At 67.6% G+C, this 22006-nt stretch carries 23 protein-coding genes; 3 read left to right on the top strand and 20 right to left on the bottom strand.

Annotated elements, in window-relative coordinates:
• Positions 1 to 21: 21 nt before the first annotated feature.
• From rplW to A5758_RS10890, 5 genes are all read right to left on the bottom strand, one after another.
• Positions 22 to 324 carry a 50S ribosomal protein L23 gene (rplW, locus tag A5758_RS10910; protein WP_067211857.1) on the bottom strand — a complete coding sequence of 101 codons (303 nt, stop codon included), beginning with the start codon at positions 322 to 324 and terminating at the stop codon, positions 22 to 24.
• Positions 325 to 1005, bottom strand: a complete 681-nt coding sequence (gene rplD, locus A5758_RS10905; RefSeq protein ID WP_067211854.1) for a 50S ribosomal protein L4 — start codon at positions 1003 to 1005, stop codon at positions 325 to 327. It lies immediately after the preceding gene.
• Positions 1005 to 1658 (bottom strand): 50S ribosomal protein L3, encoded by a 654-nt coding sequence (gene rplC / locus A5758_RS10900; protein WP_067211851.1) that lies wholly within the window; start codon positions 1656 to 1658, stop codon positions 1005 to 1007. The genes rplD and rplC overlap by 1 nt, the downstream gene beginning before the upstream one ends.
• Before the next feature lie 15 nt (positions 1659 to 1673).
• Positions 1674 to 1979 carry a 30S ribosomal protein S10 gene (rpsJ, locus tag A5758_RS10895; RefSeq protein WP_003873519.1) on the bottom strand — a complete coding sequence of 102 codons (306 nt, stop codon included), beginning with the start codon at positions 1977 to 1979 and terminating at the stop codon, positions 1674 to 1676.
• Positions 1980 to 2362: 383 nt separating this feature from the next.
• The gene (locus tag A5758_RS10890; protein ID WP_082939473.1) at positions 2363 to 2971 is read right to left on the bottom strand and encodes a TetR/AcrR family transcriptional regulator; all 609 of its coding nucleotides are present in this window, start codon (positions 2969 to 2971) and stop codon (positions 2363 to 2365) included.
• 143 nt (positions 2972 to 3114) lie between these two features.
• Here A5758_RS10890 and A5758_RS10885 point away from each other — a divergent pair, with 143 nt between their 5' ends.
• A complete protein-coding gene (locus tag A5758_RS10885; protein ID WP_067211843.1) occupies positions 3115 to 4710 on the top strand; it encodes an MFS transporter in 1596 nt (531 codons plus the stop codon).
• A 656-nt stretch (positions 4711 to 5366) separates the two neighbouring features.
• Here the strand turns inward: A5758_RS10885 and mftG are convergent.
• From mftG to mftA, 7 genes are all read right to left on the bottom strand, one after another.
• Entirely contained in the window at positions 5367 to 6806 is a 1440-nt protein-coding gene (gene mftG, locus A5758_RS10880; protein ID WP_067739763.1) for a mycofactocin system GMC family oxidoreductase MftG, read from the bottom strand.
• Positions 6807 to 6825: 19 nt separating this feature from the next.
• Positions 6826 to 8238, bottom strand: a complete 1413-nt coding sequence (mftF, locus tag A5758_RS10875) for a mycofactocin biosynthesis glycosyltransferase MftF (RefSeq protein WP_067211832.1) — start codon at positions 8236 to 8238, stop codon at positions 6826 to 6828.
• Positions 8235 to 8978, bottom strand: coding sequence for a mycofactocin biosynthesis peptidyl-dipeptidase MftE (mftE, locus tag A5758_RS10870; RefSeq protein WP_067739761.1), 744 nt, complete (start codon positions 8976 to 8978; stop codon positions 8235 to 8237). Before mftE ends, mftF begins: the two co-directional genes overlap by 4 nt.
• Positions 8979 to 9141: 163 nt before the next feature.
• Entirely contained in the window at positions 9142 to 10332 is a 1191-nt protein-coding gene (gene mftD / locus A5758_RS10865) for a pre-mycofactocin synthase MftD (protein ID WP_067739997.1), read from the bottom strand.
• Positions 10333 to 10334: 2 nt separating this feature from the next.
• Positions 10335 to 11531, bottom strand: a complete 1197-nt coding sequence (mftC, locus tag A5758_RS10860; protein WP_067211826.1) for a mycofactocin radical SAM maturase — start codon at positions 11529 to 11531, stop codon at positions 10335 to 10337.
• Entirely contained in the window at positions 11528 to 11821 is a 294-nt protein-coding gene (mftB, locus tag A5758_RS10855; RefSeq protein WP_067211819.1) for a mycofactocin biosynthesis chaperone MftB, read from the bottom strand. Before mftB ends, mftC begins: the two co-directional genes overlap by 4 nt.
• Positions 11806 to 11895, bottom strand: coding sequence for a mycofactocin precursor MftA (mftA, locus tag A5758_RS10850; protein WP_040621348.1), 90 nt, complete (start codon positions 11893 to 11895; stop codon positions 11806 to 11808). The genes mftB and mftA overlap by 16 nt, the downstream gene beginning before the upstream one ends.
• A gap of 99 nt (positions 11896 to 11994) precedes the next feature.
• Between mftA and mftR the strand changes: the two genes are divergently transcribed.
• Positions 11995 to 12591 carry a mycofactocin system transcriptional regulator gene (gene mftR / locus A5758_RS10845; protein ID WP_197503869.1) on the top strand — a complete coding sequence of 199 codons (597 nt, stop codon included), beginning with the start codon at positions 11995 to 11997 and terminating at the stop codon, positions 12589 to 12591.
• Positions 12588 to 13631: a DUF2332 domain-containing protein gene (locus A5758_RS10840; RefSeq protein WP_067739759.1), complete on the top strand. Its 1044-nt coding sequence runs from the start codon at positions 12588 to 12590 to the stop codon at positions 13629 to 13631. The genes mftR and A5758_RS10840 overlap by 4 nt, the downstream gene beginning before the upstream one ends.
• A gap of 45 nt (positions 13632 to 13676) precedes the next feature.
• Here the strand turns inward: A5758_RS10840 and A5758_RS10835 are convergent, their stop codons facing one another.
• The 8 genes from A5758_RS10835 to rpsL all read right to left on the bottom strand — a co-directional run bounded on the left by A5758_RS10835 (position 13677) and on the right by rpsL (position 21889).
• Entirely contained in the window at positions 13677 to 14882 is a 1206-nt protein-coding gene (locus A5758_RS10835) for an NAD(P)/FAD-dependent oxidoreductase (RefSeq protein ID WP_156622587.1), read from the bottom strand.
• Positions 14878 to 15705, bottom strand: coding sequence for a mycofactocin-coupled SDR family oxidoreductase (locus A5758_RS10830; RefSeq protein WP_067739755.1), 828 nt, complete (start codon positions 15703 to 15705; stop codon positions 14878 to 14880). Before A5758_RS10830 ends, A5758_RS10835 begins: the two co-directional genes overlap by 5 nt.
• 49 nt (positions 15706 to 15754) lie before the next feature.
• On the bottom strand, positions 15755 to 16594 hold the full coding sequence (locus tag A5758_RS10825) for an SHOCT domain-containing protein (RefSeq protein ID WP_067739753.1): 840 nt from the start codon (positions 16592 to 16594) through the stop codon (positions 15755 to 15757).
• Between the two features lie 89 nt (positions 16595 to 16683).
• The gene (locus A5758_RS25185) at positions 16684 to 17436 is read right to left on the bottom strand and encodes a PE family protein (RefSeq protein WP_082939653.1); all 753 of its coding nucleotides are present in this window, start codon (positions 17434 to 17436) and stop codon (positions 16684 to 16686) included.
• A gap of 132 nt (positions 17437 to 17568) precedes the next feature.
• Complete coding sequence (gene tuf / locus A5758_RS10815) at positions 17569 to 18759, bottom strand: elongation factor Tu (RefSeq protein WP_067211802.1); 1191 nt, start codon at positions 18757 to 18759, stop codon at positions 17569 to 17571.
• 109 nt (positions 18760 to 18868) lie between these two features.
• Positions 18869 to 20974, bottom strand: coding sequence for an elongation factor G (gene fusA, locus A5758_RS10810; protein WP_082939470.1), 2106 nt, complete (start codon positions 20972 to 20974; stop codon positions 18869 to 18871).
• Between the two features lie 70 nt (positions 20975 to 21044).
• Positions 21045 to 21515 carry a 30S ribosomal protein S7 gene (rpsG, locus tag A5758_RS10805; RefSeq protein ID WP_007167813.1) on the bottom strand — a complete coding sequence of 157 codons (471 nt, stop codon included), beginning with the start codon at positions 21513 to 21515 and terminating at the stop codon, positions 21045 to 21047.
• Entirely contained in the window at positions 21515 to 21889 is a 375-nt protein-coding gene (gene rpsL / locus A5758_RS10800; RefSeq protein ID WP_007167812.1) for a 30S ribosomal protein S12, read from the bottom strand. The genes rpsG and rpsL overlap by 1 nt, the downstream gene beginning before the upstream one ends.
• Positions 21890 to 22006: the final 117 nt, after the last annotated feature.

The following is a 22006-nucleotide window of genomic DNA, read 5'->3' as shown; positions in this document are numbered from 1 at the left end:
AGGTCTTTCTCTCGCGCGCGGCTAGGCCGGGGCCCCGAACAGGTCGATGGGCTTGCTACCGGGCGCCAGCGTGACGATGGCGCGCTTGGTGCCCTTGCGCTTGCCGTATCCGGTCCTGGTGCGCTTGCGCTTGCCCTGTCGATTCGCGGTGTTCACCGATATGACCTTGACGGAGAAGATCTTCTCGATGGCGATCTTGATCTGCGTCTTGTTCGAATCGGGGTGCACCACAAAGGTGTACACGTTGTCATCCAGAAGCCCGTAGGACTTTTCCGAGATGACCGGGGCCAGGATGATGTCGCGGGGGTCGGTGATGGTCGCCATCTACGCCGATACCTCCTCGGTGCTAGCGGTGTTGGCGCCCGCCTGGGCACTGATGTAGGCGTTGAGCGCCTCAACGCTGAACACCACGTCGTCGGAGCGCAGCACGTCATAGGTGTTGAGCTGGTCGGGCGTCAGGATGTGCACACCGGGCAGGTTGCGCACGCTCTTGGCGCCGGCCTCGTCGCTGCGGCCGATCACGATCAGCACCTTCTTGCGGTCGGTCAGCGTGCCCAGGAATACCCTGGCGTTCTTGGTCGACGGCGTCTGGCCCGACACCAGCTCGGTGACCGCATGAATGCGGCCGTTGCGCGCCCGGTCCGACAACGCGCCGCGCAACGCCGCGACGATCATCTTCTTGGGGGTGCGCTGGGAGTAGTCGCGCGGCTTCGGGCCGTGCACGACGCCACCGCCGGTGAACTGCGGGGCCCGCGTCGAACCCTGACGGGCACGACCGGTTCCCTTCTGCCGGTACGGCTTACGTCCACCGCCGCTGACCTCGCCGCGGGTCTTGGTCGAGTGCGTGCCTTGGCGCGCCGCCGCCCGCTGCGCGGTGACCACCTGGTGCATCAACGCGATATTGGCCGGGGCGTCGAACAATTCGGCCGGCAATTCGACCGAACCGTCGACCTTGCCGTCCGGCGTCTTGACGTCAATCTTGAGTGTCTGGCCTTTAGTCGCCATTACTTCTCACCTCGTTTGATCGCGCTGCGGACCACCACGAGTCCACCGGTGCGGCCGGGGACCGCACCCTTGATCAGCAGCACGCCGTTCTCGGCATCAACCTTGTGCACCACCAGGTTCTGCACCGTCACCCGGTCGTTACCCATCCGGCCGGCCATCCGGGTGCCCTTGAAGACGCGCGCGGGGGTGGCGCAGCCGCCGATGGAACCCGGACGGCGGTGCACCGCCTGGGCACCGTGGCTGGCGCCCTGGCCGCGGAAGCCGTGGCGCTTCATGGTGCCGGCGAAGCCCTTGCCCTTGGAGGTACCGGTCACGTCGACATAGGCGCCGTCGGCGAAGATCTCCGCCGTCAGCTCCTGGCCGACTTCGTATTCGCTGGTCGCGGCCTCGTCATCCAGCCGCAACTCGGCGAGGTGCCGGCGCGGGTTCACGCCCGCGGCGCTGTACTGACCGGTCACCGGCTTGTTCACCTTGCGGGGGCTGATCTCGCCGTAGGCCAGCTGGACGGCACTGTAGCCGTCGCGCTCGGGTGTGCGGATGCGGGTGACCACGTTGGGCCCCGCTTTGACCACCGTCACCGGGACGACCCGGTTGTTCTCGTCGAACACCTGCGTCATGCCCAGCTTGGTACCCAGAATGCCTTTTCTTGCCATGAGTTCACCAAGCCCCTACTGGATGTTGACGTCGACACTGGCCGGAAGGTCGATGCGCATCAGCGCGTCGACGGTCTTCGGCGTCGGGTCGAGGATGTCGATCAACCGCTTGTGAGTACGCATCTCAAAGTGCTCCCGCGAGTCCTTGTACTTATGCGGAGAGCGAATGACGCAGTACACGTTCTTCTCAGTCGGCAGCGGCACCGGACCTACGACACTGGCACCCGTGCGGACGACGGTCTCGACGATTTTGCGCGCCGATGCGTCGATGGCCTCATGGTCGTAGGCCTTGAGCCTGATGCGGATCTTTTGTCCCGCCACGCTTCTCCTACCCTCACTCCACTTACAAAAATCCGTGTCCGGACCTGGTGCTCCCAGCGCGCTGATCGAGCCCGGGTCACCCTGGGCCGATCGAGCGTCGCGCCGGATACTGCGCCGCTGTTTACCTGTCGTGGTCCACCGGCCCCCGCGGTCGGGTGTGTCACCCTCACGCAGCCTGGACCGCGACAAAATTTGTCGCGCTCCAAGGATGGGACCGGACGCGCCCGTTTGGGCGCTGGTCGTATGCCCGACCAGGCGCAAACCCGGCCCAAGGCAACCTGAACAGTATGCCCTAGATCATGGGTTTGGCCAAATCCCGGCCGAACGCCGCCGGCCCGGCCCCGCCGGGCGGTCAACCCGCTGGTCAGCGGCCGTCGCCGGCCTCAGGCACCCGCCGATTCGACGCTCGCCGCGCCGGCCCGGTTGTGTGCGCGCTGAACATAGAGGAAACCGTCGACGGCCGCGAGCGCGCACTCGCGGTAATCGAAGTCGGGAAGCGTGGAAAGGCGCCCCAGCACCAGGGGGCCGATGAGCAGCGCGATGGCCCGGGAGCGGTCCACCTCGCCGAGCTCGTCGGCCTCCGGGCTGTCGAAGATGGCGTCGAACGGGGCGGCGTACTGCTGGGCGATGCGCTCGCGCAGCGTGGTGATCGCCGCGCTGTCCACCGCCTGGCTGTCCCGGGGTTCCGGCATCTCGTCCAGGTCGCGGCCCAGGGCCAGCCACGACATCGCCGTCATGACGACGGGCGCCTGGGCCACCGACTCGGCCTGCGCCAACACCACCGCAACCAGGCGGTCGCGCAGCGAACCCTCGGCCGGCGGCGTGGGCGACGGCGGGATGAGGCTGTTGAAAGCCGCTGCCAGCAAATCGTTTCCGCTCGGGAAATGGCGATACAACGTGGCTCTCGCGACGTTGGCGGTACGGGTGACCGCGTCGACGGTCACCGCGCTGGGACCACCGGAACTCAGCAGCGTGGCGGCGGCCTCGAGCAAACGGGCCCGCGAGCGCGCTGGGCGGGGGTCGCTGGTACTGCCGGTGATTGTGACCCACCTCCCTGTTTGGGAACGAGACTATCGGTCTACCTACAAGACTATCGGTCTCGAAACTTCCCAACGCCACCGTGAGGAGGCGCATCATGGTCGAAACCCTGGTCCGGCCTGACCAGCGTACTGATGCAGTCAGCATCGGCAATAGTCTCCGAGCGAGAAACTGGACGCTGGCCGTCGCCTGCATGGGGGTCGCCCTGGTTGTCGCGTCGATGACGGCGCTGAACACCGCGCTGGGAGACCTGGCGGTGGCTACCTCGGCCACCCAGTCGCAGCTGAACTGGATCGTCGACGGATACACCGTGGCCCTGGCCTGCCTGCTGTTGCCCGCGGGCGCGATCGGCGACCGCTACGGCAGGCGCGGCGCCCTGCTGATCGGCTTGGTGGTCTTCTCGGTGGGCTCGATGGCTCCGGCGATGATGCACAGTCCGGCGCAGATCATCGCCGGCCGCGCGGTGGCCGGGATCGGCGCCGCCTTCGTGATGCCGGCAACGCTGTCGCTGCTGAGCGTGGCCTATCCGAAAGCCGAGCGCACCAAGGCGGTCGGGATCTGGGCCGGCACGGCCGGATCCGGCGGCGTGCTGGGCATGATTGGTTCCGGTTTGCTGCTTCGCTTTTGGGACTGGCACGCGATCTTCTGGTCACTCGGCGCCGCCGGGCTGGTGATCTTCGCGCTAGCGTGCACCGTCGCCTCGTCCCGCGACGGCGGCGCCCCGCGGATCGATGGGCTGGGCGCGGTCCTGATCGGCGCCGCGGTGGCGATCGCCGTGGCGGCGATCCTGGAGGCGCCGACCCGCGGATGGAGCAACCCCCTGGTCTGGGGCGGGCTCGTCGCGGGCGCGGTGCTCGCGGCGGCGTTCGGTGCCGTCGAGCTGCGTCTCGCGCGGCGCAGCAGGCAACCCCTGCTGGACGTCCGGTTGTTCGCCGACCCGAATTTCGCCACCGGCGTCGCCGCGATCGTCATCCTGTTCGGCGCCACGTTCGGGTTCTTCTACATCGGCATGCAATACGTGCAACAGATCATGGGCTACTCGGCCCTGGCGACGGCAATCTCGTTCGGCCCGTTCATGGTGCCGCTGGGCATCTTCTCGGCGCTGTCGTTCTGGTACGTGCCCAAGCTGGGCCTGCGGCTCGTGCTCTTCATCGGCACGCTGCTGATGGCGGTCGGATTCGCGTGCATGTACCGGTTGAACCTGCACTCTTCCTATCTGGAATTCGCCTGGCCCACACTGATACTGGCAACCGGCATCGGAATCTGCACGGCGCCGACGACATCGGCGATCATGGGAGCGGTGCCCGACGAGAAGCAGGGCGTCGCCTCCGCGGTGAACGATACGTCCCGGGAGATGGGCGGCGCGTTGGGAATCGCGGTGGCCGGTTCGATTCTGGCCGGCCGCTATTCGCACGAACTCGCCCCGAAGTTGGCGGACTTTCCCGGGCCCGTCCGGGGGCCGGCCACCGATTCGCTGGCCAAAGCCGTCGAGGTGGCGGGCCGGATGGGGCCCCAGGGCCACCAGCTGGCCGACATCAGTAAGGGCGCGTTCCTCGCGGCCTTGCACGCGTCGACGATCACGATGGCCGTGATCGTCGCCGCCGCCGCGCTGCTGATCGCGGTTTGGGCGCCGGGCCGCGACGGCCGGCAGCTTCGGCCGGTGCGCGGGATGCTGTCCGGCCGCCGCCGCTGACGCGCCGCCAGGCCAACACCGCTCCGTCCAATACTGTTGTCCGACAGCAGGTTCAACGCTTGAAAACCTCTGCCGGTTCTGGTATCACGAGATGTATATCGACAGATACAGATCATCGCTGCGAGGCGAGGTGGATGTGGTGTTGATGGGTGTTACCAGCGTGGTCGAGCCGGTATGCCCGGTGATGCGTGAGGCGGCGGCGATCGTGGAGGCCGAATGGATACGCCTGAGGCGAGGGAGCGAGCCGGCTCGGCACCCCAGCTGTGAGTTTCCCACGGCGCGGCGCTGCCGGCGCCGGACGAGCACCCTGGTGTCCACCGAGTCGACGCGCGCCGGACGCGCGGCGCACACCCTCGCGCGGCGGGCTCGCTGGCTGGTCTCCCTGATCTGGGCCCGGCAGCGTTCACCTCCGGCCTGCCGACATGTTTCACGCATCGGCGAAGGGAGGTAACCGAAAAGAGACAAGCACGGGCAATCGAACAGTGAAATGGCGACCGTGCAGTCCACGGATATTGCGACGCATTTTCGCGCGAAGCACCACTCGCGCGCGCACTGCCACTTGCCGTGGCCGTCTACGTGGACCGCATGAATAATCGCCGCTCGCGGGGCGGGCCTCATGCCTCACCCTTGAGGCCCGCCCTCACGCTCTTTCCGCATCACCGAACGAATTCGGCGGCCCGATGACCGATCATGACCACGGTGGCGTGCGGCCCCCGGCTGGTGATGGCGGGCAGGATCGAGCCGTCGATCACCCAAAGGTTGTCGATGCCGCGCACCCGGCAGCGATGGTCGACGACGGCCCGCGGGTCGTTATCGGCGCCCATCGGCGCTGTGCCGCATAGATGTTGCGACGTGGACCATACGGGCTCACCGACATGCGTTGCGGTACGCGCCAATTCGCGGGCCAGTTCGGCGCCTTGGCGTAGCGCCGCGACGTCTTCGGGCTCGCTGTCGTAACGGTGCTCGATGCGGGGCGCCGCCTCGGGGTCCGCCGACGCCAGCGTAATGCGCCCCCGCGCGCGCGGCCGCATGAGCGCAACCCCGATGTGCGGCCAGTCCGCATGACCGGCGGTGCCGTCCCCGGTCATCGCGACGAATCCCCCTGTGTAGGGTCTGATCTCGAGGCCATCGGCGGTGCTGAGCACGACTTCGAGCACCGGCCGGCCGGGAGCCACCGTCCAATCGGTGGGCAACACCCACTCGGGGTGATCGCTGAACGACGCCCCCACCGGCAACGGCTTCACCACGGGTACGCCGACGGAGCGCAGTCCCTCCTCGGCTCCGATGCCGGAGAGCATCAGCAGCTGTGCCGTTTGGATGGCACCGGCACACAACACGATCCGGTCTGCGGTCAGCGTCAAGCGGCCGTGCGGGCCGATCACGTCGACACCCGCGGCGGCGGTGCCGGCGAAGCGCAACCGCGCGGCGCGCGTCCGGGAGTGCAATGTCAGGTTCGGCCGGCGCAGCGCCGGCAGCAGAAATCCCGCGCCGGATCCGGTACGCACACCGTCCACGATGTTGAGCGGGACGGCGCCCATTCCCGAAACCAGTTCCGGCCCACAGTCATTGAGATCTTCGATCCAGTCGAACCCGGCGCGCTGCGCGGCGGTGATGAAACGCTCGGTGGTTCCCGTGATTTCGTGGGTACGACGGACCCGGATGGGACCGCTGTCGCCATGGGCCGGCCCGCTGAAGTCCAGGTCGGTCTCGATGGCGCGGAAGCTCTCGAGGACGTCGGACCAGGCCCATCCGGGTAGCGATAACCGGTCGAAGTCGCGCGGCAATCCGCGGCAGAAGTAGCCGCCATTGATTGCGCCCGAGCCGCCGACGGTCGCCCCGCGCACGATCGGATGCGCGCGCATGGGTCGATCGGTCAGGCTCGTCTGATAACGGCGCACCAGCGGGCTGCCGATCCCGATCGGCAGCTGCAACCCGTTCGCGGTTTGTGCGAGCAATCCCGGATCATCGAGGGCCGGCCCCGCCTCGAGGACGGCCACCACACAGCCCGGCTCGGCAGAAAGACGTTCGGCGACAACCGATCCAGCGCTACCGGCACCGACGATCAGCACGTCGCTGTGCGGGGCGGCCTTACTCAAGGGCGGGTCAAGGTGGCGGCTAGCTCCGAATCTGGGGTTTCAGCGCCCGCAGGTTGCGCTCCCGCACCACACCCCACCACAACCCGAGGCCGTACGCCAGGTCGTCGACCCGCTTGAGCAAGAGATAGGTCAGCAGGCCGATCGGTTCGGCATCGTCGCCGACGGCGTCGCGGCGTCGCAGCCAGTCCACCACGCCGTCCATGATCGCCGCGACCAGCACGACGCGTCGGAAATGTCGCGACAGCGTGGCGGCAAGCAGCGCCACCGGCCAATAGTGCCGACACAGGGCCGACGCCAGCTGCAGCGCCGCCGACCACAGGCCACGGGTCGCGATCATCGCCACGTCGGCGATGGACGTCTCGGCGCCGCGCATCGCCCTGGCGATCCTGCGACCAGTCAGGACGGCGACGACGACGGACGCCAGTTGGGACAGGCTGGTCCCGAACGCCATCAGGATCCAGGTCATCAGCGCCCAGCCGGAGATCACCACCGGGGCCGTCTTGTCCGGGTGGCGAACCGAGAGCGGGGCCGCCGATCCGCCATAGAACGCCTTGCGCGCGAGCCAATCCCGCAGTTCGGTGCGGTGGTCGTGAGCGACCACCGCGATGGGTTCGTAGCGCAGCCGGGCGCCGGACTCGATGAGCCGCCAGCACAGGTCGACATCCTCACCGGATTGCAGGGTCTCGTCGAACCCGCCGACACTGCGGAGGGCGGAGCACCGACAGATGATCGCCGCGCTGGGCACGTAGGACACCTGGCTGTGGGGCAGCACGGGCGCCTCGCGCTCGCCGAGGTCGAGCGACGAGTGCACCGCCTCGTAGCGAGCCACCACATTTTCACTGGGCGACAAACCGACGATGCGTGGCGCGGACAGGGCGACGGTGGGATCGCAGAAATGCCCGAGCAGCGCCTCCAGCCAGCCGCGCCGCGGCGCGACGTCGGAATCCAAAAACGCGACGTAGTCGGTGCTGCAGGCGGCCAGCCCGGTGTTGCGGGCGGCGGCCGGGCCCCGGGAGCGGGAGTGCCGCAATACTTCGACGTCGCAGTGCGCGCCGATGAAATCGTCCGGCTCGATCGGCGGGAACGAACCGTCGTCCACCACGATGACCCGCAGGCCGCGCAGTGAGCTCACCAAGCGGCGAACCCCGGAAAGGTTGTTGCGCACCGGAATTACCACGGTGACGTCGTTGTGCGACGGCCCGCCCGCCGGCCGCGGATGCGCCACCGTGGCGTCGAGCAGGGTGCGGGCCAGCTGGGCACTGACGTCGTCGCGAACCTTCAGCCGGCCGTCGCACAGCATGTCCTGGGCGGCCGGCGCCAGCTTCAGCAGCCGGGTCGGCGAACCACCGAGCAGCGCAGAGCCATCACCGAGCACCCGCACCCGCCGGTCGACCTGGACGGCGAAGCCATCCGGCAGCCGGGCCGCCGTCATGTAAGCATCCCGTCGTGCCCGGGCGACCACCGGGCCACTCGCCGGACACAGCCGTCGACCATCTCGGCGAGGATGCGCTTGCCCTCGGTGACGGTCGCGGTGGTCGGGTCCCCCAGCACGCCCACGGGGCTGACCGCCGCGACTCCCCCGCGCCGCATCGACGGGAGTAATTCCGGCAGCGGCGCCCGGTTGCCGGCGAGCCACCGGTCGGTCAGCACGTCTCCGGGCGAGATGTGCAGCAACATCGATGTTTCGGTGTGCCCGGCGTGGGCATCGCCGCCGTCGGCCAGGCATGGGCACCAGCCGGCGTCGCGCCCCTCGGCCCGCAGCCGCGACACCGCCGCGGTCAGCGCGGCGACGTTGCCGCCGTGGCCGTTGACGAAGACGAGGCGGTTGGCCCAGCTAGCGGCCGACCGGCCGTACTCGACGAGCAGCATCGTCAGGGCTTCGGTGCCGATGGAGATCGTTCCGGCGAAACTCTGGTGCTCGCCGCTGGCGCCGTAGGCGATGGCCGGCGCCAGCAACCACTCGCGCTCGAGGCGCGCTTCGAGACCGGCCCGAGCCCCACGGGCGACCGCGGTGGCGATCCGGGTGTCGGTGTCCAACGGCAGATGCGGGCCGTGCTGTTCGGTCGAGCCCAGCGGGATCAATATCGACGGCGAGGTGCCCGATAGCTGGCTTGACGTCGCCATTGCCAATTCGCCGAGTACGGGCACTCGGTGATGGTAGGACGAATTCACCTGGCGTGCACCAATTGTTGTTCGGAGAAAACATTTTTTTTCTGACTGGTTCATCAGGGGTTCGAAATTTGTGCTCGTTCGTCACGGATACCACGCGTGTACCACCGTTTTAGGGCCGCCGAGCATTCCGGGTAAATCTGCCCGGGATTCGGTGATTAGCCGATCAGGCGTCCCCGCCGGACGGGACACCCAGCGCCCGGGTGAAGCCGGCCGGCACCAGGATGTCCTCCGGGCCGAGGTCCTGGACGCTGGCATGGCCCAGACCCATCAGCGCCGAGTCGATGCCCCCGCGCAGGATGTCGAGCACGTTCTCCACGCCCGCCTGGCCGGCCGCGGCGAGGCCCCACAGGTAGGCGCGGCCGATCATCACCGCGCGCGCCCCGAGCGCCACGGCCTTGACGACGTCGCTGCCGCGGCGGATGCCACCATCGAGCAGCACCTCGACCTCATCGCCGACCGCGGCGGCCACCGCGGGCAGGGCGCGGATGGAGGCCGGTGTGCCATCGAGATTGTTACCACCGTGGTTCGACACCGAAATCGCCGAAACACCGGCATCCACAGCCCTTTTCGCGTCATCGATACGCATCACGCCCTTGAGCATGAAGGGGCCGCCCCACAGCTCGCGTAGCCAGGCGATGTCCTCCCACGTCGGGGGCGGCGTACCCATCCACTCGCCGTAGGCCGCAAAAAAGGGCGGACCGGATTCACCGCGGCGACCCTGGTTGGGCACCCGCAAATCCGGCGGGCGCAGTGTCTTGCCGTATTTCCACAGCCAGCGTGGCTTGAACACCGCTTCCGGAGACTGCCGCAGGACGGTCCGCAGGTTCATCGCTTCGGGAATCTGGGGACTACCCCAGTCGCGCCCGTGGGAGAACGACCAGTCGGTGGTGACGATCAAACCGACCGCACCGGCCTGGCGCGCCCGTTCCACCCGCTCGGCGATCGCGTCGCGCCCGCCCAGCCAGTACACCTGGAAGAAGATCTTGGGATTGGCGGCGATGACCTCCTCGATCGGTTTGCTGGCGAAGGAGGACAGGCCCATCGCCGTTCCCCGCGCCGCCGCAGCCCGCGCGACCGCGACCTCACCGTCCGGATCGACCGCCTGGACACCGGTTGGCGAAATCAGCACCGGCATCGAAATATCTTGTCCCATCACGGTAGTCGATAGGTCGCGCTTTTCCTGCGCGCCCACGACGTGCGGGGCGAATCCGAGTTCACCAAACGCCGCGACGTTATCGGAGACGGTGACTCCCTTTTCGCTGCCCGCAAGCAGCGCCGAGTAAACGGATTTCGGCAGCCGCCGCTTCGCGCGCTGCTGCGCGATGGCGACGGTTTCAAACCACTGGCCGGCCATGATCACACTGGGCTTTCGTTGCACAGCCGTGCTGGTGGCACGTCCGGCGGCCGCACCGACAGCGTCAAGGGCACCGGCTGGCGAACCCGCCGCCCGTGGGAATGGTCGGCCCGGGGGCGCGGCGTCTCGCGCCGGCGGGCCAGCGCCGACGCGCTGTGCCCCTGGACGCATTCGGGATCCGGCCCGTCCATCGGCAGGCCGGTGAAGAACTTGGCCGCCATGCAGCCGCCCCGGCAGGCGTCGTAGTGGCCGCAGCTGCCGCACGCGCCCGCGGACTGCGGTTCGCGGAGCTCACGGAACAGCGGTGCGTTCTTCCAGACCTGGTCGAACCCACCGTCCGAAAGAACATTTCCGGCCAGGAAACGGTCGTGGATGGCGAACGGGCAGGCATACACGTCGCCCACCGGGTCGATCAGGCACACCACCCGGCCGGCACCGCACATGTTCAGCCCGGCCAGCGCGCCGGAGGACCCCAACGGCGACAGATGGAAGAAGGAGTCGCCGGTGAGAACCCGCTCCCCCTTGGCCACCAGCCAGTCGTAGAGCTGCACCTGCTGCTCGGCGGTGGGGTGCAGGTCCTCCCAGACGTCCGCGCCCCGGCCCGAGGGACGCAGCCGCGTGATCCGCAAGGTGGCGCCGTAACGGCTTGCCAGCGCGGCGAATTCGTCGAGCTGGTCGACGTTGTGCCGGGTGACCACGACGGAGATCTTCGCGTCGGCAAAGCCCGCGTTGGCCAGGTTTTCGAGCGCGCGCACGGCCATGGCGAAGGATCCCGGGCCCCGGACCGCGTCGTTGACCTCCGCGGTGGCCCCGTCCAGCGAGATCTGGACATCGACGTAGTCGCTGGCGGCCAACCGGGCGGCGACCTCTTCGGTGATGCGGACCCCGTTGGTGGAGAACTTCACCCCGACGTGGTGCGCGGTGGCGTAATCGACCAGCTCCCAGAAGTCCGGGCGCACGGTGGGCTCCCCGCCGCCGATGTTGACGTAGAACACCTGCATGCGTTCGAGCTCGTCGATGATGTCCATGCACTGCCGGGTGGACAGCTCCCGCGGATCCCGTTTACCCGAGGACGACAGGCAGTGCACGCACGCCAGGTTGCAGGCGTACGTCAGCTCCCACGTCAGGCAGATTGGCGCATCCAGCCCGCTCTCGAACTGCTCGATGAGCCGCGGCACTCTGGCCAGTCCGGCGGTCATGGAACCTCCTGAGGTACCAACATCTTCGAATCGGCCAACACGCCCAGCGCGTGTAAGTACGGCGCCTCACCCGAGTCGTCCACACCCGCCGCGCGGCAGGCGGAATGCACATCGGGATGGTCGGCCAGCGACCGCACCACCGTCAGAATGGTGCGGTTCTTGAGAAAGGACAGCTTGCGGGTGCCGAAGTGATAGAGCAGCGCCCCGAACGGTTCGGGTCGAACCGCCACCTGTGGGTGCAACCGCCAGCCGTGGTCGGGGTCGAACACGCGGGTCAGTAGACCCCGCACATGCCGTCGATGGACACCTCTTCGACCAGGGTCTCGGCGACGAGCTGGGTCTCGGTCTCGGTTTCGTGGTCCACGGGTCATTGCCTTTCGTCGGTTCTTGACAACGATGGGGATCGAGTCACAAGCTTCGTCAGAATATGGCATCGAGTGCCGAAACGGAAGGGCGGGGTCTCATGGTGCCGCAGCCACGGGTGGGCCGTCGCCGCTCGACAACTCCGCACCACATCACCGACGTCGCCATCGAACTGTTCAGCGCCCGCGGTTTCGCCGACGTCAGCGTCGACGACGTCGCGCGGGCCGCCGGCATCTCGCGGCGGACGCTGTTTCGCTACTACGCGTCCAAGAACGCCATCCCCTGGGGCGACTTCGACACCCACCTCGCGCACCTGCGCGACTTGCTCGACAACGTCGATCCGCGGGTGCCGCTGGGCCAGGCACTGCGCGATGCGCTGTTGGCTTTCAACACCTTTGACGAGTCCGAGACCGCACGGCACCGCGAGCGCATGCGGGTGATCCTGCAGACGGCCGAACTGCAGGCCTATTCGATGACGATGTACGCGGGCTGGCGCGAGGTGATCGCCGGGTTCGTGGCCCGCCGGTCGGACCGCAAGACGACCGACCTGCTGCCCCAGACGGCCGCCTGGACCATGCTCGCGGTGGCGCTGTCGGCCTACGAGCACTGGCTGGGTGACGAGTCCGTCCCGCTGCCGACCGCGCTGGGCAACGCGTTTGACGTTGTCGGCGCCGGACTGGACAGGCTGGATCGGTGACCGGTGACCACCTGCTGCACACCCTGCGCGCGCAGGGGCGGTTCTGCGCAGGCTCGGGCTCACCGATGTACGGGGAGCTTTTCGAGCTGGTGGCCATCGACGTTGCCGCCGGCGGCGTCTTCGCCGCCATCTTGTCCGGGCACGAGGACGACCCGTCGCGCCTTGCGGTGCCCCTGCGGCTGCTCGGCGGGCTGCACCGATTGGTGCTCGACGGCCGGGCAGCGCAATTGCGCCGGTGGTATCCCAGCACCGGGGGCAGCTGGGATGCCGAGTCGGCGTGGCCGGAGATCAAGGACGTCGCGGCCGGCCACTCCGAGGCCCTGCGGGCGGCGTTGCGGCAACCGCCCCAGACCAACGAGGTCGGGCGGTCCGCCGCGCTCATCGGCGGCCTGTTGCGCGTCAATTGTGAATTCGACCTGCCGATAAGGCTTTTCGAGATCGGATCGAGCGCGGGGCTGAACCTGCGCGGAGACCATTACGGTTACCGATTCGCCGGCGGCCAGTGGGGGCCGGGTGATTCGCCGGTGACCATCGAGGACGCGTGGCGCGGAGCGCTGCCGCACGGCCGGGTACGGATCGTCGAGCGGCACGGCTATGACATCGCACCCATCGACGTCACCGGGGCCGACGGGGAGCTCACCGTGTTGAGCTACGTGTGGCCCGACCAGAGCGCCCGACTAGAGCGGTTGCGCGGCGCCATCGAGGTCGCCCGGCGGGTGCCGGCCGGGCTGGAGCGCCAGACGGCGGCCGACGCGGTCGCCGGCCTGACGCTGGCCGCGGGCGCGCTTACCGTGCTGTGGCATTCCATCACCTGGCAATACCTGTCCGGCGAGGAACGGGACACCGTCCGCGCGCGCGTACAGGCGCTGGGCGAGCAGGCGGATGAGCGATCGCCGTTCGTCCACCTCACCCTGGAGCCGGCGCGTGACCGGCCCGACTCACCCATCCGGTTCTTGGTGCGGGCGCGCCGCTGGCCGGGCGGCGACCTCGAGATACTCGGCGAATGCCATCCGCATGGCCCGCCGGTGCGCTGGCTGTGAGCTCTGGACACGAAAACTGCTGGGGCGCAGCTGCTTCCGCCGGAGTCAGCCCAGCACATCCGCGATGGGCGCGCCGGCTGCGATCTTGGCGCGCACCTTCATGACCTTGCCGGGCATCCCGCCGCCCACCACCCCGACCAGCACCCCGTCGCGCTCGTAATAGGCCAGGAACTTGCGGCCGTCGTCTTCGACGAGGTGGACGGTGTCGGTGGCTTCGGGCTCTCCGAGGCATTGGATCTTGACGTCGTACTGGTCGCTCCAGAAGTACGGAACGACCACGGCCGACGAGACTTCCTGCCCCAGCATCGCGGGCACCACCACGCGGGTCTGGTCAGCGACGTTGCTCCAATGTTCCACGCGCGCTTGATGTCCCGTCGCGTCGCGCCAGGAGGCGACGTCACCGAGCGCCCACACGTTCGGCGCGCTGGTCCGTCCGGCCTCGTCGCAGAGCACGCCGTTGTCGACGTAGATGCCGCTGCCCTCGAGCCAGCCCGTGGCGGGGTGGGATCCGATGCCGACGACCACCAGGTCCGCGGCGAGCTCGGTGCCGTCGGTCAGCATTACGGTGTCCACCCGCTCGTCGCCGCGCACTTCGGCCACCCCGACACCGAGGCGCACGTCGACCCCCTCCGCGCGGTGCAGGCGCGCGACCAGCTCGCCGATCCGCTCGCCGAGCACCGACGCCAGGGGCGTCGGCTGCGGCTCAACCAACACGACGCCCACCCCGAGGCTGCGTAGGCTGGCCGCCACCTCACAGCCGATGAAGCCGGCGCCGACGACGACGGCACGCTGGCACGCGGAGGCATGCTCACGCAGCGCCATGCTCTCGTCGAAGGTGCGCAGCACCCGGATGCCCGCTAGATCGGGCAGCGTCGGGATGCGTCGCGGCACCAAGCCGGTCGCGATGACGAGTTCGTCGTAGCCGATCACGGACCCGTCGGCCAGCGTCACCGTCTGGGCTCCGGTGTCCAGGCTGGTTGCCGCCGCACCGAGCCGCAGGGTGATGTCGTTCTCGTCGTACCACTCGCGCGGTTTGAGGGCCACGTCGTCGACCTCTTTGCGCAGCACCTCTTTTGACAGCGGCGGGCGATCGTAGGGCACGTGCACCTCGTCGCTGATGATCGTGACGCGGCCGGCGTACTCGGATCGGCGCAGTTGCTCGGCGGTCCGGGCAGCGGCCAGACCACCACCGACGATCACAATTCCTTTGCTAGCGGTCACGTGGAGTTCATACCACGATCGCTGGTCAATACTTCAAGGCGCCCTTGTCCACGGGGATCTGCGTTCCGGTCACCGTGCCAGAGCCGTCGCCAGCTAGCCACGCCACGACATCGGCCACCTCATCTGGCGTCATGAAGCCGTTGGGCTGCAAGGGCATCGGGGGGAAGCTGTGCACGAAGCTGGGATGGCGGGCAAATATCTCCATCATCGCCTCCGGCTCGATCATCGGGGTGTCAACCGAGTAGGGGTGGATGGAGTTGACCCGGATGTTGTATTCGCCGAGCTCGATGGCGAGGGTGTTCGTCAGCGCGGTGAGTCCGTGCTTGCTGGCCGAGTAATGCCCGTTGCCTGGAGTGGCTTTCAGCCCCGCCGACGAGCTGACCACCACGATCGAGCCCCCGTTGCCGGCTTCGATCATGGCGGGCACGGTGGCGCGCAGTGTGCGCCAGGTGCCGGTCAGGTTGACCCCGATCACCGTGTCCCACTGCTCATCGGTCAGCTCCCAAAGCCGGCCCCAGCTCAGGACTCCCGCGTTGGCCACCACGATGTCGAGCCGTCCGAATTGTTCGACGCCGTCGGCCACCAGTTGGCGCAGCGCGGCGTCGTCCCGGATGTCCGCTTCACGGGCCAGCACCTTGCGGCCCTCGGCTTCCACCAGGCGGACGGTCTCGCCGAGGTCCTCCGGCGTGGCCGGCGTGTAGGTCAGGCTCTTTGACGCCGGGGCGCAGATGTCGAGCGCGATGATGTCGGCGCCCTCCCGGGCCAGCCGCACCGCGTGCGAACGGCCCTGGGCGCGGGCGGCGCCGGTAATGAAAGCCACTCGCCCCTGCAGTGATCCAGTTTGTCCCGCCACGCAGCCAGGCTAGCAGCGAAACTGAAACCTGTTCTAACTCGCCCGCCGATCAGATTTCGGAGATGATCTGGGCCCGCCGGCTGTTGTACTCCTGGTCGGTCAGCGCGCCACTGGCGCGCAACGTCTCGAGCTCCTGAAGCCGCTGAGCGATCGACGGCTGCGGGGGCGTCACCACCGGTGCCGGGCCCGCGGCAGCGGCTGGCTGGGCGGCCTGCGCGGCCGGCGCCTGTTGTTCGGCCGCGCGGCGCACCACCGCCTGGACCTGCTGGCGCAGCCCCGGGTTCGACCGGATGTCGACCATCCGGTTGAGCGGAACGTTGTTGGCCTTGAGAATCTGCAGGATCTCCATCAACGGGCCGGCCTGCCCGCTCAGGTCGTAGGTCCTGTTGTCCTCGGCCACGGTGAACTGCGCCGGCACCAGACCGTTGACCAACGCGCTTCGCTCCCAGTCGATTCGGTACTCGTTGGTGTTGGGGTTGACCAGCACCACCACCTTGCGGGCGCTCAGGTTGCCGAGCCGGGTCACGCTCGCGATCACCCGGTCTTCGCTGTCGAACGGCAGAAAACCCGGCCCGGAGATGTGCAGGTTCACCTTCACCACCTGCTGGTTGTTGATCCACGTCCCCGTCTCGGTGACGCCGGTGATTTGGGCGAGCGCCAGCACCCCGTTCTGTTCGAGCTCCGCCGTCTTGGCCGAGGACTTCGCTCCGTAGTTGGCCAGCGCGAGCGCGATGAGCACGTCGGCCACCGTGATGAGCAGGCCGACGTAGAACATCCACTGCAGCAGGCTGCCCAGGCCGAGGGTGAAGTAGACGATCAGGAAAATCGGCCCGACCAGGCCGCCGCACAGCAAAACCACCAACTGTGCCTTCAGATAGCGCGCCAACACGAGCGTCTCCTTACCCTTGCTGGGATTTTCGTGTCAGGTTAGCTGTCGCGATGTCCCCGCGCGCGCCATAAACGCAAACCGGCCCGGCGTCAGTCCACCTTGGGTATCAGTGCCGGCGCGGGGCGCGCAGAAGACTCCGCCGACGTCGGCGCGGCGGGCGAATGGGCCGACACCATCTTGACCGGCGTGCCGGTCGATACCGGCATCGCCGGGGCCGCGGCGGCCTGCGGTGTCTCCACCTGCGCCGGCGTCGACGCGAGCGGATTGACCGGCGCCGGGGCCGGCGCCGCGGGCTGCGTGGTGGCCGGGGTATAGGCGGGGGTCACCATCCGCACCGGCGTCGCCGATGTGGTGGCCGGGGCCACCGCGGCCGGCCCCGTGGTGGCCGCGGCCACCGTCGGGCTGGCCGGTGCCTGCGCACCGGCGATCGCCGAGGCCGGCCCGACCGCCGACATCAGGGGTCCCGCCGGCACACCCGGCGCCGAACCGCCCGCGGCTGTCACCGCAGGCAGCTGCGCCGCCATCGACGCGGGGGCCGCCGCGGACTGCAGGGGCGTGGTGTTGGCGGCCTCGGTGGCGAGATAGTGCGCCGCGCCGCCGTTCATCAGCTGCACGAACTGGTTGTGAAACACGGCGGCCTGAGCGCTGAGCGCCTGGTAGACCTGAGAATGCGCGTCGAACAGCGTCGCGATACCGGTCGACACCTCGTCGGCACCCGGGGCAAGCACGCTCGACGTCGGCCCCAGCGCCATCGAGTTCGCCGACGTGATCGTCCAGCCGATCCTGGCTAAATCCGACGCCGCGGCGGCGACGTACTCGGGCGTCGCGAATACGAAGGACATCCGAACCTCCCGGCCATCTTCCCCCGACTCCCTTGTCCCGGAATCGTAGCGGAATCGTCAACATCCGGCCCGGAAAACGCGTAAAGCCCGGACCGCCGAAATCGACGATCCGGGCTCTACGGCGAACTGGACCTACTTGATGATCTTGACGACCCGGCCGGCGCCGACGGTGCGGCCACCCTCGCGGATCGCGAACCGCAGACCGTCGTCCATGGCGACGGGCTGGATCAGCTTGACCGAGATGTTGGTGTTGTCACCGGGCATCACCATTTCGGTGCCCTCCGGCAGCGTCACCACACCGGTCACGTCGGTGGTGCGGAAGTAGAACTGCGGACGGTAGTTGTTGAAGAACGGCGTGTGCCGGCCGCCCTCGTCCTTGGACAGGATGTAGACGCTGCCCTCGAACTCGGTGTGCGGCGTGGTGGTGCCGGGCTTCACGACGACCTGACCGCGCTCGACGTCCTCGCGCTTGATGCCACGCAACAGCAGTCCGACGTTGTCGCCGGCCTGACCCTGGTCGAGCAGCTTGCGGAACATCTCCACACCGGTGACAGTGGTCTTGGTGCTGGTCGGCTTGATGCCGACGATCTCGACTTCCTCGTTCACGTTGACCACACCGCGCTCGACACGACCGGTGACCACGGTGCCACGACCGGTGATCGTGAAGACGTCCTCGACGGGCATTAGGAACGGCTTGTCGGTCTCGCGGACCGGGTCCGGGATCGACTCGTCGACGGCCTCCATCAGCTCCTCGACCGACTTGACCCACTTCTCGTCGCCCTCGAGCGCCTTGAGCGCCGAGACCCGGATCACCGGGGCCTCCTCGTCGAACTCCTGGGCGGCCAGCAGCTCGCGGACCTCCAGCTCGACGAGCTCGAGGAGCTCCTCGTCGTCGACCATGTCGGCCTTGTTCAGCGCGACCAGGATGTAGGGCACCCCGACCTGACGCGCGAGCAGCACGTGCTCGCGGGTCTGCGGCATCGGGCCGTCGGTGGCGGCAACCACCAGGATCGCGCCGTCCATCTGGGCCGCACCGGTGATCATGTTCTTGATGTAGTCGGCGTGACCCGGGGCGTCGACGTGGGCATAGTGCCGCTTGTCGGTCTGGTACTCCACGTGGGAGATGTTGATCGTGATACCGCGCTGACGCTCCTCGGGAGCGTTGTCGATCTGGTCGAACGCGCGGGACTCGTTCAGGTCCGGGTACTTGTCGTGCAGAACCTTGGTGATAGCCGCGGTCAGCGTCGTCTTGCCGTGGTCAACGTGACCGATGGTCCCAATGTTGACGTGCGGCTTCGTCCGCTCGAACTTCGCCTTCGCCACTTCGTTGTCCTCCTGGACTGTTGGTGCTCGTTAAAGCAGTGTTGGTGTTTTCAGTTGTGCCGCGCCCAAGGCTTTGCAATGACCCGGCAAGATTACTCCGAGGCGATATTTACTGACCCGTCGCCTTCGCGATGATCTCCTTCGACACGTTCGCCGGCACTTCGGCGTACGAGTCGAACACCATGGAGTAGTTCGCCCGGCCTTGGGTCTTGGACCTCAGGTCGCCGACGTAGCCGAACATCTCCGACAGCGGCACGTGCGCCTTGACGACGCGTGCACCGCTCCGCTCCTCCATGGCCTGGATCTGGCCACGGCGGGAGTTCAAGTCGCCGATCACGTCGCCCATGTAGTCCTCGGGCGTGGTGACCTCGACGGCCATGATCGGTTCCAGGATCACCGGCTGGGCTTGCTGCGCAGCCTTCTTCAGCACCTGGGAACCGGCGATCTTGAACGCCATCTCCGACGAGTCCACCTCGTGGAAGGCGCCGTCGAGCAGGGTGACCTTCAAGTTCACCAGCGGGTAGCCGGCCAGCACGCCGTACTGCATGGCGTCCTGCGCACCGGCGTCCACCGAAGGGATGTACTCACGCGGGATGCGGCCACCTGTGACCTTGTTCTCGAACTCGTAGGTGGCGCCATCCTCGCCGTGGAACGGCTCGAGGCTGATCAGCACCTTCGCGAACTGGCCGGAACCGCCGGTCTGCTTCTTGTGGGTGAACTCGACCTTGTCCACGGCCCGCTTGATGGTCTCCTTGTAGGCGACCTGCGGCTTGCCGACGTTGGCCTCGACCTTGAACTCGCGGCGCATGCGGTCGACCAGGATGTCCAGGTGCAACTCGCCCATGCCACCGATCACGGTCTGACCGGTCTCCGAGTCCTGGTGGACCTTGAAGGTCGGGTCCTCCTCGGCGAGCTTCTGGATCGACAGGCTCAGCTTCTCCTGGTCGCTCTTGGTCTTCGGCTCGATGGCCACCTCGATGACCGGGTCGGGGAAGGTCATCGACTCCAGCACGATCTGGTCGTTCGGGTCGCTCAGGGTGTCACCGGTGGTGGTGTCCTTCAGGCCGATCACCGCGTAGATGTGCCCCGCCGAGGCGGTCTCCACCGGGTTCTCCTTGTTGGAGTGCATCTGGAACAGCTTGCCCAGCCGCTCCTTCTTGCCCTTGGTGGCGTTGATGACCTGGCTGCCGGAGTCGACCTTGCCCGAGTACACCCGGACGTAGGTCAGCTTGCCGAAGAACGGGTGCGTCGCGACCTTGAACGCCAGCGCGGAGAACGGCTCGTCGGTCGACGGCTTCCGCGTGATCTCAACGTCCTCCTTGCCCGGCGCGTGCCCGACGGCAGGCGGCACGTCCAGCGGCGAAGGCAGGTAGTCGATGACCGCGTCCAGCATGGGCTGCACGCCCTTGTTCTTGAACGCGCTGCCGCACAGCACGAGGTAGGCCTCGGAGTTGATGGTGAGCTTGCGCAGCGCACCCTTGATCTCGTCGACGGTGAGCGCTTCGCCACCGACGTACTTCTCCAGCAGCGCCTCATCGGTTTCCGCGACGGCCTCGAGCAGCTTGGTGCGGTACTCGTCGGCCTTCTCCTGCAGGTCGGCCGGGATGTCGACGACGTCGTACTTCTCGCCGAGCTTGGCCTCGGCGCTCCACACCTTGGCCTTCATCTCGACCAGGTCGACGACGCCCTCGAAGTCACCTTCCGAGCCGACGGGCAGCTGGATCGGGATGACGTTGGCGCCCAAGCGCTCTTCCATCGTGCGCACCGAGAAGTAGAAGTCGGCGCCGATCTTGTCCATCTTGTTGACGAAGCAGATCCGCGGCACGTCGTACTTGTCGGCCTGGCGCCACACCTGCTCGGACTGCGGCTCGACGCCCTCCTTGCCGTCGAAGACGGCGACGGCACCGTCGAGCACGCGCAGGCTGCGCTCCACCTCGACGGTGAAGTCGACGTGCCCGGGGGTGTCGATGATGTTGATCTGGTTGTCGTTCCAGAAGCAGGTGGTGGCCGCGGAGGTGATGGTGATTCCCCGCTCCTGCTCCTGCTCCATCCAGTCCATGGTGGCGGCGCCATCGTGGACCTCACCGATCTTGTAGCTGATACCGGTGTAGTAGAGGATGCGCTCCGTCGTCGTCGTCTTGCCGGCGTCGATGTGCGCCATGATGCCGATGTTGCGGACCTTGGTGAGGTCGGTCAGCACGTCCTTCTGTGCCACAGAAGTCTTCCCACTCTTTCGATTGCTTGGTTGCTGTCTATTTAGCCGCCGGCATCATCGCCGGAAGCTGTCACCAGCGATAATGCGCAAACGCGCGGTTGGCCTCGGCCATCTTGTGGGTGTCCTCACGCCGCTTGACGGAGGCCCCCAGGCCGTTGCTGGCGTCCAGGATCTCGTTCGCCAGCCGCTCGACCATCGTCTTCTCCCGGCGTTGCCGCGAGAAGCTGACAAGCCAGCGCAGCGCGAGCGTGGTGGACCGGTCCGGACGGACCTCGACCGGCACCTGGTAGGTCGCACCGCCGACCCGGCGACTGCGCACCTCCAGCGCGGGCTTGACGTTGTCGAGAGCGCGCTTGAGCGTGATCACGGGATCGGTGCCCGTCTTGTCCCGGGCGTTCTCGAGCGCACCATAAACAATGCGCTCGGCCAGCGATTTCTTCCCCTGCAGGAGAACTTTGTTCACCAGCTGGGTGACCAGTTGCGACCCGTAGACGGGGTCGTTGACCAACGGACGCTTCGGCGCGGGCCCTTTGCGCGGCATCAGCTCTTCTCCTTCTTCGCGCCGTAACGGCTGCGGGCCTGCTTGCGGTTCTTGACCCCCTGGGTGTCGAGCGAGCCGCGGATGATCTTGTACCGCACACCGGGCAGGTCCTTGACTCGGCCACCACGTACCAGCACCATCGAGTGCTCCTGCAGGTTGTGGCCCTCGCCCGGGATGTAGGCGGTGACCTCGACCTGGCTCGTCAGCTTCACGCGCGCAACCTTCCGAAGCGCCGAGTTCGGCTTCTTCGGGGTGGTGGTGTACACGCGAGTGCATACGCCACGGCGCTGCGGGCTGCCCTTCAGGGCCGCGGTCTTGACCTTGGCGATCTTGTCGCGGCGACCCTTGCGGACCAGCTGCTGAATCGTTGGCATCTACCGGCTTTCTGTGTTCGTGTTGTGCGTCTGTCGGCTGTTCTCAAGTCTTCGTACTGCAGTTATGTCCGGCCGCACTACCCCGCGGCCGGGTGTGTCGCACGCGCTGCGCACCGG

The organism is Mycobacterium sp. 852014-50255_SCH5639931 (assembly GCF_001665605.1).
GTDB classification, from domain to species: domain Bacteria; phylum Actinomycetota; class Actinomycetes; order Mycobacteriales; family Mycobacteriaceae; genus Mycobacterium; species Mycobacterium paraffinicum.
The sequence above is the reverse complement of the archived record's forward strand: the minus strand, read 5'-3'. Positions and strand labels throughout refer to the sequence as shown.